8 protein-coding genes and 1 tRNA gene are annotated in these 18886 nt (G+C 60.3%); 5 read left to right on the forward strand and 4 right to left on the reverse strand.

The features are described from left to right. Positions 1-368 precede the first annotated feature (368 nt). On the forward strand, positions 369-1109 hold the full coding sequence (locus I6L49_RS01120; RefSeq protein WP_216950400.1) for a phosphatase: 741 nt from the start codon (positions 369-371) through the stop codon (positions 1107-1109). Between the two features lie 89 nt (positions 1110-1198). Continuing rightward, positions 1199-1274, forward strand: a tRNA-Thr gene (locus I6L49_RS01125). A 39-nt stretch (positions 1275-1313) separates the two neighbouring features. Here I6L49_RS01125 and I6L49_RS01130 read toward each other — a convergent pair. Next, positions 1314-2510 (reverse strand): ROK family transcriptional regulator, encoded by a 1197-nt coding sequence (locus tag I6L49_RS01130; RefSeq protein ID WP_254127517.1) that lies wholly within the window; start codon positions 2508-2510, stop codon positions 1314-1316. Between the two features lie 119 nt (positions 2511-2629). Between I6L49_RS01130 and I6L49_RS01135 the strand changes: the two genes are divergently transcribed. From I6L49_RS01135 to I6L49_RS01145, 3 genes are all read left to right on the forward strand, one after another. Continuing rightward, entirely contained in the window at positions 2630-5908 is a 3279-nt protein-coding gene (locus I6L49_RS01135; protein ID WP_216950401.1) for a DUF5107 domain-containing protein, read from the forward strand. A gap of 123 nt (positions 5909-6031) precedes the next feature. After that, positions 6032-7441 carry a sugar porter family MFS transporter gene (locus I6L49_RS01140; RefSeq protein WP_230599666.1) on the forward strand — a complete coding sequence of 470 codons (1410 nt, stop codon included), beginning with the start codon at positions 6032-6034 and terminating at the stop codon, positions 7439-7441. Next, a complete protein-coding gene (locus tag I6L49_RS01145) occupies positions 7438-8295 on the forward strand; it encodes an aldose 1-epimerase (RefSeq protein WP_216950402.1) in 858 nt (285 codons plus the stop codon). The genes I6L49_RS01140 and I6L49_RS01145 overlap by 4 nt, the downstream gene beginning before the upstream one ends. Before the next feature lie 96 nt (positions 8296-8391). Here I6L49_RS01145 and fdhF read toward each other — a convergent pair whose 3' ends face one another. The 3 genes from fdhF to I6L49_RS01160 form a co-directional block, all read right to left on the reverse strand. After that, positions 8392-12558, reverse strand: coding sequence for a formate dehydrogenase subunit alpha (gene fdhF, locus I6L49_RS01150; RefSeq protein WP_216950403.1), 4167 nt, complete (start codon positions 12556-12558; stop codon positions 8392-8394). A gap of 526 nt (positions 12559-13084) precedes the next feature. After that, positions 13085-14296: an EAL domain-containing protein gene (locus tag I6L49_RS01155; protein ID WP_005353540.1), complete on the reverse strand. Its 1212-nt coding sequence runs from the start codon at positions 14294-14296 to the stop codon at positions 13085-13087. Beyond that, the gene (locus tag I6L49_RS01160; RefSeq protein WP_216950404.1) at positions 14289-18533 is read right to left on the reverse strand and encodes a transporter substrate-binding domain-containing protein; all 4245 of its coding nucleotides are present in this window, start codon (positions 18531-18533) and stop codon (positions 14289-14291) included. The genes I6L49_RS01155 and I6L49_RS01160 overlap by 8 nt, the downstream gene beginning before the upstream one ends. Positions 18534-18886: the final 353 nt, after the last annotated feature.

Raw genomic sequence — 18886 nt, forward strand, 5'->3', positions numbered from 1 at the left:
AGCAAAGTGGGCGGAACTTAGTCAAAAAGCAGGACTCTATATCTATGCCACTGCAATTAAACATTAAGTCTCGCCCAACCTGCACCATGCTAGTTGGGCCTTTTTTTGCGCGTCTGTTACCGGTTTGCGGTTTGCAGGCAAAAAAAACCGCCGCAGGGCGCGACGGTGGGGAAAGTGAGTTCGCGTCATCCTGACGGCAAACTGTCGATGCGAGTTCAGGCATGTATCGACGGGGGCAGTATGCCAGCCAGAGCCCCTCAGACTATGTCAGCTTCGCGGTATTTTGTGACAAAGTGTGGCAAGCACTGGCGTGGCCCAAGCTGCCGCTCTTTGCTATGCTGCCCTTTCAAAATATGAGGGGAGAGAAGATGAAGTACCCGGTCGATACCCACACTCACACCATTGCCAGCACCCATGCCTACAGCACCATCCACGACTATCTGCCGATAGCTAGGGCCAAGGGGATCAAGCTGTTTGCCACCACGGATCACGGGCCCGAGATGGCCGATGCCCCTCATGTTTGGCATTTCGCCAACTTGCCGATATTGCCAAGAGTGGTGGATGGGGTAGGGATCCTGCGGGGTATCGAGGCCAACATCAAAAACCTCGATGGGGAGATCGATTTTCCCGAGCGCTATGAGTCGCGCCTCGACATGATCATGGCGGGCTTTCATGAGCAGGTATTCCCTCCCTGCGATCAGGCCACCCACACCCAGGCGATGATCAACGCCATCAAGAGCGGCCGGGTCGACATGATCAGCCACCCGGGCAACCCTTCATTTCCCATCGACATTCAGGCGGTGGTCAAGGCGGCGGCGGACTATCGGGTGGCGCTGGAGATCAACAACTCCTCCTTCATTCACTCGCGCCCGGGTAGTGAAGGCAACTGCCGCGCCATCGTTGAAGCAGCGCGAGATCTGGGGGCCTATCTCACTTTCGGCTCCGATTCCCACGTGGCATTTACTCTTGGCGATTTTGACCACTGCCACCGTCTGGTGACCGAAGCGGGCTTCCCGCTGGATCGGATCCTGGTGCGCTCCCCCCGCGCCCTGCTCGAATTTCTCGAAAGCCGCGGCCGGGCCCATATCCCCGAGTTTGCTGATCTGTAAATCGGACTCTAACACCATGAGCCAACTCATAAAATCGAGCTGGCTCAATTGACTTGCCGGCCATTTTTCATGAATGTGGATAGCAACAAGCCGGTATAGCTCAGTTGGTAGAGCAGCGCATTCGTAATGCGAAGGTCAGGAGTTCGATTCCCCTTATCGGCACCAGATCGTGAGGGCAGGTTTCATTTGTGAAACCTGCCCTTTTTACATGGCTTTTGCCAAGGCTCGCTCCACATAGAGATAGCCAATCCCCATCACCTGCTGGGCGCGGCTGAGCTGGCCGAAACGGATATGGGTGGCGTTGACCGCATCGCTGCAGTCGAACGGGTTGGCGCCGGTTTGACTGACGATGGTTTGCAGCCAGGTTTCACCAAAGTGGCAGCTGCGGCCATAGAGCCAGATGCGGTTGATGTTGAGGATATTGAGGAAGTTGTAGAGGCTCAGGCCAATGGCGCGGGCCCCTTCGTCCACCAGGGCGCGGATCATGGCATCCCCCTGATGGTAGAGCGTGAGCAGTTGGGCGGTATCCAGCTCTACACCAGTCTGCGCCGGGTTGTCGGCACTGGCTTGTTGTTTGAGAAAGACCCGGGCCCGTTTCTTGATGGCAAACAGCGAGGCGACTGTCTCCAGGCAGCCATAGCGGCCGCATGCACAGGCGCTGCCGTCCGGATTGATGATGGTGTGGCCTATCTGGCCGCTGCCAAACAGGGCGCCCCGGTAGATCTGGTCGTTGATGATAAAGGCCGAGCCGATACCGTAATCGACGTTGATGACGCAAAAATCCCCGTTCCCTTCCCGGTCCTGCCACTTCTGGGCCAGCGCCAGCATGATGCAGTCGTTATCCACCATCACCTCGCAACCCAGCCGCTCCTCCAGCAGGTACTTGAGCTCGACCGGCGCATGCCAGGGTGCTTGCGGCATGGTTTGCGATACCCCGGTCGCCGGGTTGACCTGACCGTGTACCGCCAAGGCCAGCCGGATCGCCAGTCCCTTGTGGCGGCGCTTGTGCTGGTAGTAGTGCGCTTCAATCAGGTGCAGCAGCTCATCGGGGGTTTGTGGGGCAATCTTCTGGTCGCTGAACTCACCCAGTGGGGTGATCAGGTTATCCACCAGGATGCTCTCCAGATGGGTGGGGCTGATATTGAGGCAAAGAATGGCCCCCTGGCCGCTGGCAATGCGGTAGCTGCCGCCATTGATGCCGCGCAGGGAGAGGTTCTGATCGCTGTGGCTGATGGCGCCATCGGCCACCAACTCGTCAAGGATCTTGCTGACCGCCGGAATAGAGAGCTCGCAGTGGCGCGCCAGGGTGGACTTGCTCGCCTCTTTTAACTGATAGAGCAGGGCAAGCAGCACCTGCTTATTGTGGTGGCGGACCTTCTGGTTGTTCAACCCTATGCTCATCGCTTCACTAAACTCCGCTTACTGTATTGCGTGATCTTTCAGCAATTAATGCAGGTTTAACCATTCTAATCTGGTCTCACTGAAAACTTTACTAACAAATGTTGAGTGAGGCGAGATTAATGAGAGCTGATGTCAAGGTCTGGGTAGAGACCATCTCACTGCCGACCTACGAGGTAGGCGCCGAAGATCCCAACCCCATGTTTCTCGAGAAGCGGGTCTATCAGGGCTCCTCGGGGGCTGTCTATCCCTATGGGGTGATCGACACCCTCACCGGCCAGAAGCAGATGAAGTCCTATCAGGCGGTCTGGCTGGAGAACGACTTTATCAAGGTGATGCTGCTGCCGGAGCTGGGGGGGCGTATCCACCGTGCTTACGACAAGGTGATGAATCGCGACTTCGTCTATTACAACGAGGTGATCAAACCGGCGCTGGTGGGGCTGGTGGGGCCCTGGATCTCCGGCGGCATCGAGTTCAACTGGCCCCAGCACCACAGGCCCACCACCTTTATGCCGGTGGATTTCACCATTACGGAGCGGGAGGGGGGCGCCAAGACCGTCTGGCTCGGCGAGGTGGAGCCGATGCGTGGTCTGCAGGTGATGGCGGGCTTTACCCTCTACCCCGACAAGGCGCTCATCGAGATCACTGGCAAGGTGTTCAACGGCAACGACACGCCGCGCCACTTCCTCTGGTGGTCCAACCCGGCGGTGAAAGGGGGCGATGCCCACCAGAGCGTCTTCCCGCCCGATGTGACCGCCGTCTACGACCACGGCAAGCGCGACGTCAGTGCCTTCCCCATCGCCCGCGGCACCTACTACAAGGTGGACTACTCCGCCGGGGTCGATATCTCCCGTTACCGCAATATTCCGGTACCCACCTCCTATATGGCGGACAAGTCTGACTACGACTTTGTCGGTGCCTACTGCCATGACGAGCAGGGCGGCCTGTTGCACGTGGCGGATCACCACGTTTCGCCGGGCAAGAAGCAGTGGAGCTGGGGCAACTGTGACTTCGGTCTGGCCTGGGATCGCAACCTGACCGATGACAACGGCCCCTACATCGAGCTAATGACCGGGGTCTATACCGACAACCAGCCTGACTTTACCTGGCTGGATGCGGGGGAGGAGAAGGTGTTTGTGCAGAACTTCCTGCCCTACAACACCCTCGGCACCCTGCAAAATGCCAACACCCGCGCCGCCATCAAGCTGGAGCGCAGCGATGACGGCCTCGTCTGCGGAGTCTATGCGGTGGCGCCGCTTTGCGGGGCCCAGTTCGAGGTAAGTGACGAGAGTGGCGTGCTGTTCACCCAGATGCTGGATCTGCAACCGGGTCAGGCCTGGCTTGAGCCGCAGGCCATCACCAGCGAGGGACGTTTGCAGGTACGCCTGCTGGATGAGCAGGGCCAGCCGATCCTGAGCTATCTCGAGCATCAGCCCGCGGGCGAAGCCCTGCCTGATCCTGCCACCGCGCCGGAGCCCGCCGTCAATCTCGACTCGGTCGACGAGCTCTACTTCATCGGCCAGCATCTTGAGCAGTATCTGCACGCCAGCCGTTCGCCCTTTGATTACTACCTGCGGGCACTGGAGCTGGATGGCGGTGACTATCGCTGCAACCTGGCGCTGGCAACGCTGGAGTACAACCGCGCCAACTATGAGCAGGCGCTGACCTACGTCAATCAGGCGCTGGTCCGTGCCCATCGCCTCAACAAGAACCCCCAGTGCGGCAAGGCGAGCTTGCTGCGTGGCCATATCGAGGAACGTTTGGGGCAGTTCGATGCCGCCTTCGATGACTTCTACAAGGCGACCTGGAGCGGTAACTGCCGCGACAGTGGCTTCTTCGGGCTGGCCCGTATCGCCATGGTGCGCCGCGATGCCTCGCAAGCGCTGCAATTTGTCGAGCGCAGCCTCGCCGTCAACGGCACCCACTACGGCGCTATCGCCCTCAAAGGGTTGGCGCTGCTGGAGTCTGGCCAGCGGGAGGCAGCCATCGCTTATATCGACGAGCAGCGCGTTCGTTATCCACTTCACTATCAACTGGCCTTCCTGCGCTGGCTGGCAAGCGAGCAGCCGACCGATCTCGAGGCGCTGCGCACCCTGTGCAACGGGCGCGGAGTGAATCTCTGCTTCCTGGCAAGCGATCTGCTGGCATTGGGACGTCCCGAGCTGGCGCAGCAACTGCTCTCAACACTGCCGGTGGAGGAGACCCTGCCGCAGCTGTTCCAGGCTGCATTGTTGCCGGAAGGTGAGGCGCAGGATGCCCTGCTGCAGCGGGCCGAGCAGGCGTTTGGCCGCAAGGTGCGCTTCCCCAATACCCTTGGCGAGGTGGCCATGCTGGCGCAACTGCCACACAGCTGGTTTGCCAGCTATCTGCTGGGCTGCTTCCACTACAGCAAGCGCAGCTACCCGCAAGCTATCGCACTATGGCAGCAGGTGTGCGAACAGGCGCCCGGGTTTGCCCCGGCATGGCGCAACCTTGGCATCTATCACTTCAACAAGAGCGGCGATCCGGTGGCGGCCGAGCAGTGTCTGAGCCGCTCCTTTGCCCTCAAGCCGGATGATGCCCGCTTGTTGTTTGAACTGGATCAGCTGCACAAGCGCTGCGCCATGGCGCCAAGCGAGCGGTTGGTGCTGCTGGAGGCACATCGTGAGGTGGTCCTCAAGCGCGACGACCTGACCGCTGAACTGCTCAGTCTCTATCACATCACCGGCCAGCTGGAGGCGGCGGCAGAGATCTTACGGCTGCGTGAATTCCACCCCTGGGAGGGGGGCGAGGGTAAGGTGACCGGTCAGTACCTCATCAATCAGCAACGCCGGGCGTTGGCGTTGATGATTCAGGGACGTCACGAGCAGGCTATTCCGTTGCTGCAACAGGCGCTGCACTACCCCCTCAATCTGGGAGAGGGGCGTCTGGTGGGACAAACCGACAACGATATCCACTACCTGTTGGCGCTCTGCCATCTGGCCTGTGACAACCAGAGTCTGGCGGCCCAGTGCCTGCAACAGGCCTGCCTCGGCCAAGGATCGCTCGGGGTCAGCCGCTACTACAACGATCAGCCGGTGGATTATCTCTTCTATCAGGGTATGGCGCTGGCACGTCTTGGTCGGGTTGCGGAGGCGCAGCGTCTCTTTGAAGGAATGGTCGGCTGGGCCGAGCAGGCGATGGGCGAGTCGATCGAGGCGGACTTCTTCGCCGTCTCACTGCCGGATCTCATCGTGCTGGATGACGACCCGCAGCACAAACATCGCCAGCACTGTCTGCTGGTCAGAGCACTCGGTCTGTTAGGGCTGGGTCAGCGGGATGGTTGTGAACAGACCTTGCGAGAGCTGCTCACCCTTAACCCGGCTCACGACAAGGGACACCTCTTTGCCCTGATCTGCCGCGAGCTGTCACTCCACTCATAACTCTCATAACAAAAACCGGCGCCCCGCCACGGTGAGGGGCGCCACTGCACCCTACAATCGACAAGATAGAAAGGATGAGTCATGGAACGCACGAAAAATCAATTGGATACGAATGGGCTCAATATGAGCTACATCTGGATGATCTGTTTGGTGGCCGCCTGCGGTGGCCTGCTGTTTGGTTATGACTGGGTGGTGATTGGCGGGGCCAAGCCCTTCTATGAGGCCTATTTTGCCATCACGGATCCGGCCCAGTCCGGCTGGGCCATGAGCTCGGCGCTGGTGGGCTGCGTGCTGGGGGCCGCCATCTCCGGCTGGTCAGCCGACCGCTTCGGTCGCAAGAAGCCGCTGATCCTGGCAGCCATCCTCTTCACCATCTCGGCGTGGGGCACGGCTGCGGCCAGCAACTTCGATCTGTTTGTGGTTTATCGCATCATCGGCGGGATCGGCATCGGTCTGGCCTCTGCGCTCTCGCCCATGTACATCGCCGAGATCAGCCCGGCCAACAAGCGCGGCAAGTTCGTGGCCATCAACCAGCTCACCATAGTCATCGGTGTGCTGGCGGCTCAGCTGGTGAATCTGATGATCGCCGATCCGGTGGCAAGCAATGCGACTCAGGCCGATATTCTAGCGACCTGGAATGGACAGTCCGGCTGGCGCTGGATGTTCGGTGCCGAACTGGTACCTGCGCTGGCGTTTCTGGTGTTGATGTTCTTCGTGCCGGAGTCGCCGCGCTGGTTGGCCAAAGATGGTCAGTATGAGAAAGCCTCCCGCATGCTCGGCAAGATTGGCGGGGATGCCTATGCCAAGCAGACCCTGGCCGATATCCGCCAGACTCTGGTGGGCGAGACCCACAAGGTCTCGCTGGCGGAGCTGGGCAAACCCTCGGTGCGGCCGATCCTCATCATCGGGATTGTGCTGGCGGTCTTCCAGCAGTGGTGCGGCATCAACGTGATCTTCAACTATGCGCAGGAGATCTTTGCCTCCGCCGGGTTTGACATCAACAGCACCCTCAAATCCATCGTCGCCACCGGTCTTATCAACCTGCTGTTTACCCTGATTGCACTGCCCATGGTGGACAAGATTGGCCGCCGCAAGTTGATGCTGATTGGCTCGGCGGGACTGACCATTATCTACGGCATGATGGCGGCGGCCTACGCCACAGGCGTACTGGGGCTGCCGGTTTTGCTGCTGGTATTGGCGGCCATCGCCATCTATGCCTTGACCCTGGCGCCGGTCACCTGGGTGCTGCTCTCGGAGATCTTCCCGAACCGGGTGCGTGGGCTGGCGATGTCGGCCGGTACGCTGGCGCTCTGGATCGCCTGCTTCGTGCTGACCTACACCTTCCCGCTGCTCAATGCCGGGTTGGGGGCTGCGGGCAGCTTCCTGCTCTATGGCCTTATCTGTTTTGCCGGTCTCATCTTTATCTATCGCAAGGTGCCCGAGACCAAAGGGGTGACGCTGGAGGCACTGGAAGCCCAACTGGCCCAGGGCAAGGTCGAACTGACGCCGACCAAGGCGAGCGCCTCGGCATGACGGTTTACACATTGGGCAACCCGCATCTTCGGATGCGGGTCTCTGCACAAGGGGCTTGTCTACTGGGGCTGGAGGATGAGCAGGGGCGCCCGCTGTTGCGCGGCACTGACCCGGCGCAGCCCTGGCATCCCGGCCAGAGCGCGCTGTTTCCCATGTTGCCGCTGGCCAACCGGGTCGCAGGCAACCGTTTTGAGTTGTGGGGGGAGGAGCATCGCTTGCCAGAAAGTCCCGTCGATCCCGACTTCTTCCTGCATGGCGATGGCTGGTTGCAGTCATGGCAGTGGGTAGCGGGTTCTACCAGTTCGGTGACGTTGCAGTTGACCAGCCAATGCGGCCCTTTTCACTATCTTGCGGAGATAGACTATCGGCTGCATGGTGCGAGCCTGGTGGCGCGGATCAGCCTGACCCATCTTGGGGAGAGCCCCTGTCTCTATGGCGCGGGTTTTCACCCCTTCTTCTGGCGCGACGAGCAGACCCGCATCCGTTTTCTGGCGAGCGGCGTCTGGCAAGAGGGAGCAGATCATCTGCCGATCGACTGGTCGAGCAGGCTGGCGCCCCATCTCGATTTTCGCCAGTGGGCTCGCCCGCAAGGGTGGCTCAACCACTGTTACGGCGGCTGGCGCGGTCAGGCCGAGATTGACCATCCTGCCCGCCAGCAGCGGCTGCAGGTTTCAAGCGAGTGTGCCTTCCTGATGCTCTACCAGCCCGATGAGGGGAGTGGCTTCGTCTGTCTGGAGCCCCAGAGTCACGCCGCCAATGCCCACCACCTGGCCGGTCACCCCGGTTTGCGGCTACTCGCCAGAGGTGACCGTATGAGTATTGGTATGACCCTGACAGTGGCGTCCGGGGGCTGATCATGATCTGGCTTGTGGTATTGGTGAACGCAATGAGCCACCCGTCGGGTGGCTCTTTTTTATTGCGGATTATCCTGCGTGTTACCTGATCTCCGGTCAGGCTATCTCCATCTCTGGCTGTGGTGTCGAGGTGTGTTGGCTGGTCAGCTTGTCGATGCGCACCGCCGCCACCTTGAATTCGGGGATCTTGGCGTGGGGGTCGGTGGCATTGATGGTGAGCCGGTTGGCCGGTGCTTCGGCAAAGTGGAACGGGATAAAGACCACTCCTGGCTGCATCCGTTTGGTGACGAAGGCGGGCAGTTCGATATGGCCGCGGCGGCTGGTGACCTTCACCCGCTCGCTGTTGCAGATCCCCAACCGCTGCGCATCCACCACGCTCATCATCACCCGCGGGCCTGCCAGCTTGTCGAGCCCCTTGGTCTTGCGGGTCATGGTGCCGGTGTGGAACTGCTCCAGCAGGCGGCCGGTAGTGAGCACGATGGGATAGGTCTCGTCGGGCAGTTCGGCGGCATAGCGGAACGGGGTGGCGACCATCTCTCCCTTGCCACGGGTGAACTGCTTGCCGTGGAGCAGGCGAGTGCCTTTGGGCGCCGCGTCGTTGCAGGGCCACTGTAGCCCTTGTACACCTACCTTGTCCCACTGGATGCCGGCGTATTGCGGGGTAACCCGGCAGATCTCTGCGGTGATCTCCTGCGGGTGTTGATAGCGCCAGTCGCCACCCATGGTGTTGGCGATCTGCTGGATGATCCACCAGTCCTCCCGCGCGTCACCCGGCGCCTTGAGGGCGGGGGAGATGCGCTGCACCCGCCGCTCGGTGTTGGTGAAGTGGCCGCTCTTCTCGGCAAAGGAGCAGGAGGGGAGCACTACATCGGCCAGCTGGGCGGTTTCGGAGAGGAAGATATCCTGCACCACCAGAAACTCCAGTTGCTTGAGCCCTTCGATGACGTGATGTTGATCCGGATCGCTCAGCACCGGGTTTTCACCCATCACATAGAGCCCCTTGATGCTGCCCGCACAGGCGGCATCTATGGTCTCGGTGAGGGTGAGGCCCGGTGTGCGCGGCAAGTCTGGCTGCTGCCAGGCTGCTGCGAAACGGGCATGCACCTCGGGGTTGGCCACCTTCTGATAGCCGGGCAGGCAGTTGGGCAGCGCCCCCATGTCACAGGCACCCTGCACGTTGGATTGGCCTCGCAGCGGGTTGATGCCGCCCCCTTCGATGCCAATGTTGCCGCACAGCAGTTGCAGGTTGGCGATGGCCCGCACGTTGTCGTGGCCAGTGGTGTGCTGGGTGATCCCCATGGAGTAGTAGATGGCGGTGCGCTCGGCGGTGCCGATGAGACGAGCGAGCTCGACCACCTGCTCGGCCGGTACGCCGGTGACAAGGGCCACCTTGTCCGGGGCATAGGCGGGGGAGAGCACCTCTGCTTGCAGCGCCTCGAACCCTTCCACTCGTGCGGCAATATAGGCCTTGTCGTGCCAGTCGTTCTTTATGATCTGCTGCATCAGGCCGTTGAGCAGCATCACGTCGGTGCCGGGGCGGTGGGCCAGATAGAGGCTGGCGTGGTCCGCCATCTCGATCCGCTTCGGATCGGCCACCACCAGCCGCGCCTTGCCCGTGGTGACGGCCCTCTTGATATGGGAGCCGATGATGGGGTGAGCCGCAGAGGTATCGGAGCCGATGATGAAGATGAGATCCGAGTGATCAATGCTCGGGATGTCGTTGGTCATGGCGCCGCTGCCGAGTGACGCCTCCAGCCCGGTGACGGTGGAGGCGTGGCAGAGCCGCGCGCAGTGATCCACGTTGTTGGTGCCAAGCTCCCGGCGCATGAACTTCTGGAACAGGTAGTTCTCTTCGTTGGTGGTTTTGGCCGACGAGAAACCCGCCAACGCATCGCTGCCATAGCGCTGGCGCAGGGCGGTGAAGCGCTCGGCTACCTGCGCAATGGCCTCCTGCCAGCTGGCGGGCACCAGCTCGCCATTTTTACGGACAAGCGGGGTAGTGAGGCGTTCCTCGCTCTGGATAAAGTCAAAGCCGAAGCGTCCCTTGACGCAGAGCAGCCCCTGATTGACCGGCGAGTTGCGATTTCCCTCCACATAGCGGATGCGGTTGTGCACCCCATCGACATAGAGGGTGACGCCGCAGCCGACCCCGCAGTAGGTGCAGATGGTATTGACCGGTGTGAGCAGCTCGGTGCGCCCCTGCGACTTGTCGCGGGCATCCACCAGGGCGCCGGTGGGGCAGACCTGTACACAGGCGCCGCACTGCACGCAGTGGGAGTCGCCCATCGAGAGTCCCGTGTCGAACTGCGGCCGGTTCGAGAGGGTGTCATCGCTGTTTTTGGCAAAGCGCAGCACCCCTTGTACCGCCTGTTCGCCACAGGTCTGCACGCACTGGCCACAGCCGATGCAGCGGTTTGCATCGAACACGATAAATTCGCTGCTGTTATCCACTGCAAACTTCTGGCACTGGCTGGTATCGAGAGCGCTCTGCTCGACCTTGTATTCGGTGGCGTAGTCGCGTAGTGCGCAATCGGTGTTGGCCTGACAGCCGCACTCGAGGCAGCGGCTGGCTTCGCTGCGGGCATCGGCATCACTCAAACCACGCTCCACCTCGGCAAAACTGCCCTCCCGCTCGGCAACTGCCAGATGAGGCATGATGGTGCGGGCGACTTTTTTCAGGTGAGCAAACTGGGCGGGATCAACCTGCTTGAGTGTGGGAGCCTTGCTGGCGTTGAAAGGACGAACCGGATCGATCATGTCACCGTGAAGGAACTGATCGATGGCCAGCGCCGCCTTGCGACCATCGGCGACCGCTTCGATGGCGGTGGCGGGCCCGCGGCGCAGATCGCCGATGGCGAACAGGTTGCCGTGGCCGCTGTGCATGGTCTCGGGATGGGACTCCAGCGTCTGCCAGCGGGTGAAGGGGAGGGTGAGGGGCTCCCCTTCCATAAAGCTGAGATCCGGCTGCTGCGACACCGCCGCAATCACGGTATCGAATTCTTCAATGAGGTACTCGCCAGTGGGCTCCGGGCGGCGGCGACCGGAGGCGTCCGGCTCGCCGAGGGCCATCTTCTCGAGGCGCACCTGACAGACGCGACCACGGCTGTCCGGCAGGTTTTCTCCCGGGTTGGTCAGCATCATGAAGCGCACCCCTTCATGCTCCGCCTCGTCGATCTCGTAGGCTTCAGCGGGCATCTCGGCGCGGGTGCGGCGATAGATAAGGGTGGTTTCAGCGCCCAGCCTGACCGCCGTGCGGGCGCAGTCGATGGCGGTATTACCACCCCCGATCACCGCAACTCTATTGCCGGTGGTGAGCCGCTTGGTGAGCATCTGATCCTTGAGGTAATCGACCCCGAGATAGCAACCCGCCAGGGTGCTGCCGGGGTAATCCATCGGCACCGCCTTGGAAGCACCAACCGCCAGACAGACCGCATCATAGTCGCGGCACAGCGCCGAGAGGGTGATTTGGTGGCCCAGTCGTTGCCTGGTGTGGATCCGCATGCCGCTTTGGCACATCAGGTCGATCTCCTGATCGAGGATCGCCTTGGGCAGCCGGTATTCGGGGATACCGTAGCGCAGCCAGCCGCCCGCTTCGGGCATCGCCTCGAACAGATCGACCTCGAACCCTTCGTAACCCAGATAATAACCGCAGGTGAGACCGCCCGGGCCGCTGCCGATAATGGCAACTCGCTTGCCCTTGGCGGGCTTCTTTGCCGGTTGATAGGGGGCAACCTCTGCCAGATCGAGATCGGCGGCGTGGCGCTTGAGGTGGCGAATGGCCAGCGGCTCATCCACCAGCGCGCGGCGGCACTGTGCCTCACAAAAAGCGGGGCAAACCCGGCCGATGGAAAGAGGCATCGGCAGGGTCTGTTTGATGACGGCCATTGCCGCCTGGTGATCCCCCATGGCGATGTGATGCAGATAGGATTGAATGTCCACCCCGGCCGGACAGGCGCGCTGGCAGGGGGCTTCGCAATCGGCGTAGTGATCTGCGAGGATGCGGCCGAGCGCCTGCTGGCGGTGGGCGCGCAGGGTATCGCTTTGGCTGGTGATCACCATCCCTGCCTCGGGGAGCGTCTCGCAGGCGCGGTGGATGCCGAGACCGGCAATCTCCACCACGCAGAGATCGCAGGGGGTCTTGGGGCCGCTGGTGTTGTCACCGCACAGGGAGGGGATATCAGTCTGGTGCTGTTTGGCTATCTGGAGCAGGGTTCTGGTCGGGTCAACCGTCAACTGAGCCCCATCGAGGGTGATGGTGATCATGGCGTCATAACTCGCTTTCAAGGCGCAGAAAATGCTGCATCTGGCGGAGCCAGCAGGGGAAGCGACAGGGAGGCCGCTTGCTATACGCTCACCATAACAAAGATTATTTACAACTTTATTTGATTTTAGACAGCTTATTGTTCAAAAGGGAAAACGATTTCAGGTTGTCTTGTCTACCTCATCGGCTCGGCGCATCGTTGAGAACCATTCCTGTTACAGCAGGAGATTCATTGTCTTATTGTCAGTTGATGCGTCTGGTAGAAGAGAGGCTGCTCTCGCTCGCGATAGGCGTTATCCGCCAGTAGCACCATTTGTGATGCAACTTATTTTGCATAAATGGTGACTCTGATGAAGGCATGCAGAGCAAAGGGGGTGGGTGGCACTCGGCTGGATAGACGGTTTCTGGAGAAGGGGCGGGCATGCGTGAGTGGCGAGCCCGACACAAAGAAAATGGCCACCTTTTCCAAGGCGGCCATTCACGTTGCCGGTCGGTGCCCTGTGGGCCCAAAGGGTTGGTTGCGGAAGATCAGCCGGATATCAGGGTGGGCAGCCGGGCTTGCCAGATCTGGTGCCAGTGCTGCAGTTCGCTGCGCGGCATCGGGCGGGCGGTAAAGAAGCCCTGACAGATATCGCACCCCAGCTTGGCCAGCAGTTGCCAGGTCTGCACATCTTCCACCCCTTCGGCGACTGATTTCAGCCCTAGCTTGCGGGCCAGCTCGATGCTCGATTCGATGATGGCCAGACGGGAGGGGTCGGCATAGCAGCGATCTACAAAAGATCGATCAAGTTTGAGTTCGGTAAACGGCAGCAGCGCCAGCTGCTGCATCGAGGAGTAGCCGGTACCGAAGTCATCGATGGAGAGGCCAAAGCCGTGCATCCGCAGCCGGGTCAGCACCTCCAGTGCCTTGCCGATATCCTCGACAAACGAGCTTTCGGTCACCTCCAGGGTGATCAGCTCGGGGTTGACGCCCCAGCGCTGACACTGGTTGATCAGGAAGTGGCAGAGATCCCCCTCGATCAGCGAGGTGGTGGAGAGGTTCATCGACAGATTGAGGGAGAGACCGGTCTGTCCCCACAGATGGCAATCCTGCAGCGACTTGTTGATGATGACATCGGTCAGCTGATCGATAAGGCCGTTATTTTCCGCCAGCGGGATAAACATGCCGGGGGAGATCAGCCCGTATTCCGGATGCTGCCAGCGGGCCAGCGCCTCCATCCCCACCCACTGGCCGGACGCAAAGCCGACCTTGGGTTGATACCATGGCAACAGCTGGTCGTTGTCGAGGGCGCGTTTGAGCTCGTCCACCGAGAGGACGAGGCCATCGTCCTTGCCCGAGGGGGCCGACTTGGGTGCCCAGGAGTCGATCAACTGGCGCAGCCGCTGCGGGCTGGAGGGTTTCTCGATGCGACCCAGCACATGGAGACCATAGGCCGCGCTCATGCGCAGCACGGCCTCCACCACGTCATCTTCCAGCGCGCTGGAGAGGATGATGCCGCCCCGAAAGCCACCCAGCGAGAGGCGGCGCAGCAGCGCCATACCATCCATGCCGGGCATCCGCAGATCGCAGAACAGGATGTCGACAGTGTGGCTCTGGCACAGCGCCAGGGCTTCGATGCCGTCTGCGGCCTCCAGTAGTTGCTGATAACCGAGCGCCCGGATCTGGTGCATCAGGGTCTTGCGTTGAAACCCGTGATCTTCGACCACCATGATGACCAACTCGTCTGCCGTTCTACTCATCGAGCCACAATCCCATTTCACGTTCAATATTGTTCATCTGTTCTTCCACTCTCTGTGTCAGCAGCGCGAGCTCGCTCAACTGTTTGAGGCGGGCCGCCGATTCCAGTTGCGCCGCCTGCTCGGCCAGGGAGAGCTCCCCGACCATTCTGGCTGCCCCTTTGATGCGGTGGGCGATCTCCACCAGCTCCTGGCTATCATCGGAGGAGAGTGCGCTCATCATAGCGTGGCAATCTTTCCGGTTGGAGGCCAAATACTCCCTTGCCATGCTTTTGGCAACCCCTTCATCGCCAAACAGATCTTGCCAGCGACCGATCATGTCGAGATTGATGGCCTGTCGAGCGGGCACTCTCTCTGTGATCGTAGTCGCGGGCAACCACCGCAGCAGCATCTGGCGCAGTGACTCCAGCGAATAGGGTTTGCACAGCATGCCGTTCATGCCGGCTGCTGTCATATTGGCTGCCGCCTCCTCCGAGGTATCGGCGGTAACGCCGATGATGGGGGCCTGCTCCCCTTGTTCCCGCAGGTGGCGGGTCAGGGTGTAGCCATCCATGTGCGGCATGTGGCAGTCGGTGATCAGCAGGGCGAAATCCCGGGTTTTCCAGGCGTGCAACGCCTTCTCGCCATCTTCCACTACCTCGCACTCCACCCCCAGAATCGCCAGCTGACGGGTCAGCAGGGCGCGATTGACCAGATGGTCATCGGCGACCAGTACTCGCCCGCCCAGTTTTTCGATGCTGGCGGCATGGGTGGTCACGGCTCGCCCGGTGATCAGCTCGCGGCAGCTTTCGAGCAACAGATCCGGATAGAGGGGGGATTGGCCGAGGCGCCACCAGTTCTCCGAGCCCATGTGTCCTCGCAACGCTTCGCGGGGGGAGAGGATGACCCCCTTGAGGGTGCCGGACTGCAGCAAGGTGTGCCAATCGCTCCCCATGCTGGACTCCAGCGAGGCCTCTTCCGCTAACAGCAGGCCGTCGAGATCGGCGGTGAGCTGGTGGATATCGAGGGGGCTCAACCGGGCGCCGAGCCGTGCCATGGTGGCCTGCAAGGCGGCATCGCTACCCAGCCACCACCATTCGCTGCCCGCCAGTGCGGGTGGTTCCCACAGGCCATTGAGCAGCGGGATGCTGAAGCGGAAACAGGCCCCTTCACCGAGCTGGCTCTTGACCGTCAGGGTGCCGCCCATCTTCTTCACCAGCTGATCACAGATGGCCAGGCCCAGACCGGTGCCACCAAAGCGGCGATTGATATCGGATTCCACCTGCTCGAACGGGGTAAAGAGCAGCGCTTGCTTCTCTTCGGCGATGCCGATGCCGGTATCCGTCACCGCGATAACCAGCTGCTGGTCGTGACAGCTGACCTGGATCGAAATGGTGCCCTGCTCGGTGAACTTCACCGCATTATTGAGCAGATTGGAAACCACCTGGCCCACTCTGACCGGATCGATATCGGCCAGGTCGGGGAGTTGATCCTCCCACTGGAGCGTGACCTTCAGCCCCTTGCTGTAGGCCAGTGCGGCATGGCCGCGGATCACGTCGCACACCACAGGTTGCAGACGGCAGGATTGGCGATTGAGGTGCAGCTGACCCGCCTCGATTTTGGAAAAGTCGAGGATATCGTTGACCAGATAGAGCAGGTGGTTGGCCGAGCTCTCCACATTGCGCAGCAGATAGCGCTGGTCATCATTGAGCTCGCTCATGCGCAGCAGCTCCAGCATGCCGTGCATGCCCGAGATGGGGGTTCTCAGCTCATGGCTCATGGTGGCCAGAAAAAGGCTGCGAGCCTGCATCGCCTGCTCGGCCGCGGCGCGCGCCTCACGCAGCTCATGCTCCTGTTGCTTGATGGCGGTGATGTCCTGCACCACGCCGTTGAGCAGGCGATCATGGCCCTGTTGCGCCACAAAGTTGCCGCGGATCTGGATATAGCGCTCCCCCTGAACAGAGGGCACCAGCACCTCCATATCGAGCGGCTCAAGGGTTTGCGCATGTTTGGCCACCTTATCGATAAAGGTTGCCAACGCCTCGTCGTTCAAGCCGAGGATCACGCCGCCAGACTCGGCTGCCATCAACTCTTGGTGGGTCATCCCGAGAATGTCGCTGGCGCCTTGGGACAGATAGAGGAATTTCCCCTTGCCGGCCCCTTGCCAGAGATATTGATAAACCAGACCCGGCATGCTGTCGGTGATGTCCCGCAGCCTGCCCTCCACTTCCCGCACCTTGTTTTCGGCGGCCTTGAGGGCACTGACATCGGTCAATACCGTCAGCACCCCCTGAATCGCGCCGTCTGCGCCGCGATAGGGCAACTTGACGTAGACCACGTGAAGGGGCACATCTCCCTCGCGCTGGGTATAACCCGATCCTTGGAAGATCTCGCCGGTTTCCCAGACCGCACGCTCCTCGCGCAGCATCTGTTGCCGCTCGTCCTCGGTCATATAGCCCCAGCGATCACCTTCTTCCCCATCACCGACAAACAGCTCGCGGTATGCCCGGTTGCTGAGGGTCAGGCGATGATCGCGATCCCGCAGCGCCACCATATTGGGCAGGGAATCGAGCAGGGTCTGGATGAACACCAACTGCTCATTGAGCGTCTTCTCGGCCCGTTGACGCTGCACGATCTCCCGTTTCAGGGTGCGGTTCCAGGCCCAGAACAGGGTAAACAGCAGGGTGGCAGCTGCGCCGCTCATTACGAACCAGAACAGTACTGTTTCGTTATTGATGCCGGTCTGCACGCTCATGGAGAGCCAGCGTCTCTCCACTTTATTGAGCTCCTCCGGCGGTATCGAATAGAGCACCTTGGTAAGGATCCGCTGCAGCATGGGATCTTTGCGCGTGGCCATGGCGACCGGCAGGCGCAAGTCTTTGCCGGCATAGACCACCTGATAGCGTTCGCTCACCCGTTTGTTGATGGATGGCAGAGTGACCATCACGTAGTCGGCATCGCCCGTGTCCAGCAGCTCCAGCAAGCGGTTGTCATTGTTGACCTCTACCGGATGGGCGCCGATGTGGGTCAGTAGATCTTTATCCAGCGAGCCATGCACCATGCCGACCCGTTTCCCTCGCAGCAGTGAGAGATCGGTGATATCGGCACTGCGTTTGGGGGCAATAACGACCCGATCGACAAACAGATAGCCGGGGGTGAACAGCGCAAACTGGCCGCGGTCGTGGTTGGGAGAGATGGCCGGAATAAAATCGATCTGCCGCAACTTCAGCAGGTTCTGGGTTTCCCCCCAGCTATTGGTGCGAACCAGAGAGAACTTCAGCCCGGAGACTTGCTGCATCAGCGCCATCAGGTCCGCCACATAACCGACCAGCCTGCCTCGGTAATTGAATTCGCTCATGGAGGTCCAGTCCGGAGAGACGCCGTAAGTCAGCTCAGGATGCTGGTTGAGCCACTCCTGCTCCTCAGGGGTAAACTGCACAGACTTTACCGCTCCTGAGTCCGCAGGTTGGCTAGTTATGGTGGCGGCCAGCATATGACGACGATCTTCAACCGGTATCTCGTTGAATGCCTTGCTCACCAGGCTGACCAGTGCCGGGTCGCTCTGGTTCATATTGATGGAGAGAGACGTGCCGCTTACCCATTCCGGAGTGGCAATGGTGAAGCCAGCCTTGGGGTGCTGATCTTTCACCATCACCAGTGACGGCATGTCAGCAAGATAGGCGTCAGCCATGCGCTTTTTGAGCATAAAGGCCGCTTCGCTGCGACTCTCGGCCTCGGTCACACGGGGAAATCCCAGTTTTTTCAATTCACTGCAAGCATTGACTCCCGTGACACAGACCCAGTGCAAACCATGGGAATCCTGTCGTGACAACTTCGTTTTGCCATTGTTGAGCAGCACGCCGCGCGGCATGGATAGCAAAAACGGGAGGGAGACAATATTGGATCGCCATTGTTCGCTTGGCTGGTCGTTCACCAGTATGTCGATTGCGCCGTGGCCAAGCCCGGTCAGCGCATCCACGTAGGAGGGGTAAACCTTGTAGCGCAGGGTCAACCCGAGCGTTCTGGCAATCTGCTGCGCAATGTCGGGGACTGGGCCGGTAAAGCGTTGATCTGCATCCTTATAGCTGTATGGAGGGTCACCCATCATCGGCATGCCGATGACCAACTCCTGGTGTGATGACAGCCAGGCGCGCTCAGACAGATCAAACTCGTCTTCATTCAGACTGGTAATGGCGTGCGCCGCCACGCCCCAGAGCAGTAGCAGGAGAAACAGGAATAGACGATCACATTGGCGGAGCATCAGAAGGAATCCAACAGAATTGGGCGCATATTGTAAGTGCATTAAAATGCAGCGAACAACATCAATTTACTCAATATTGTTCCGCGGCATATCTGCCTGCTGCAAGCCGATGGTTCCGGATTGCAACCAGAACATAAGGCCTTTATGCCCCATCGTGCGATGATACGCCCGGAGTATTTTTGCCAAAGGTCTAGGCAAGGTATGGTTTAGGCGTGCGGGATGAAGATGATAATGCGTGTTTCCTCAAATATTCATTGAAAAGCTCGTTAGGAGCCATACAAATACTCGTCTTTCTAGTAGTCTCCCAATGATTCAATCAGTTAGTATCTGTCAGATATGAAATGATAGGGTTA

Source organism: Aeromonas sp. FDAARGOS 1419, from assembly GCF_019047045.1.
GTDB classification, from domain to species: domain Bacteria; phylum Pseudomonadota; class Gammaproteobacteria; order Enterobacterales; family Aeromonadaceae; genus Aeromonas; species Aeromonas veronii.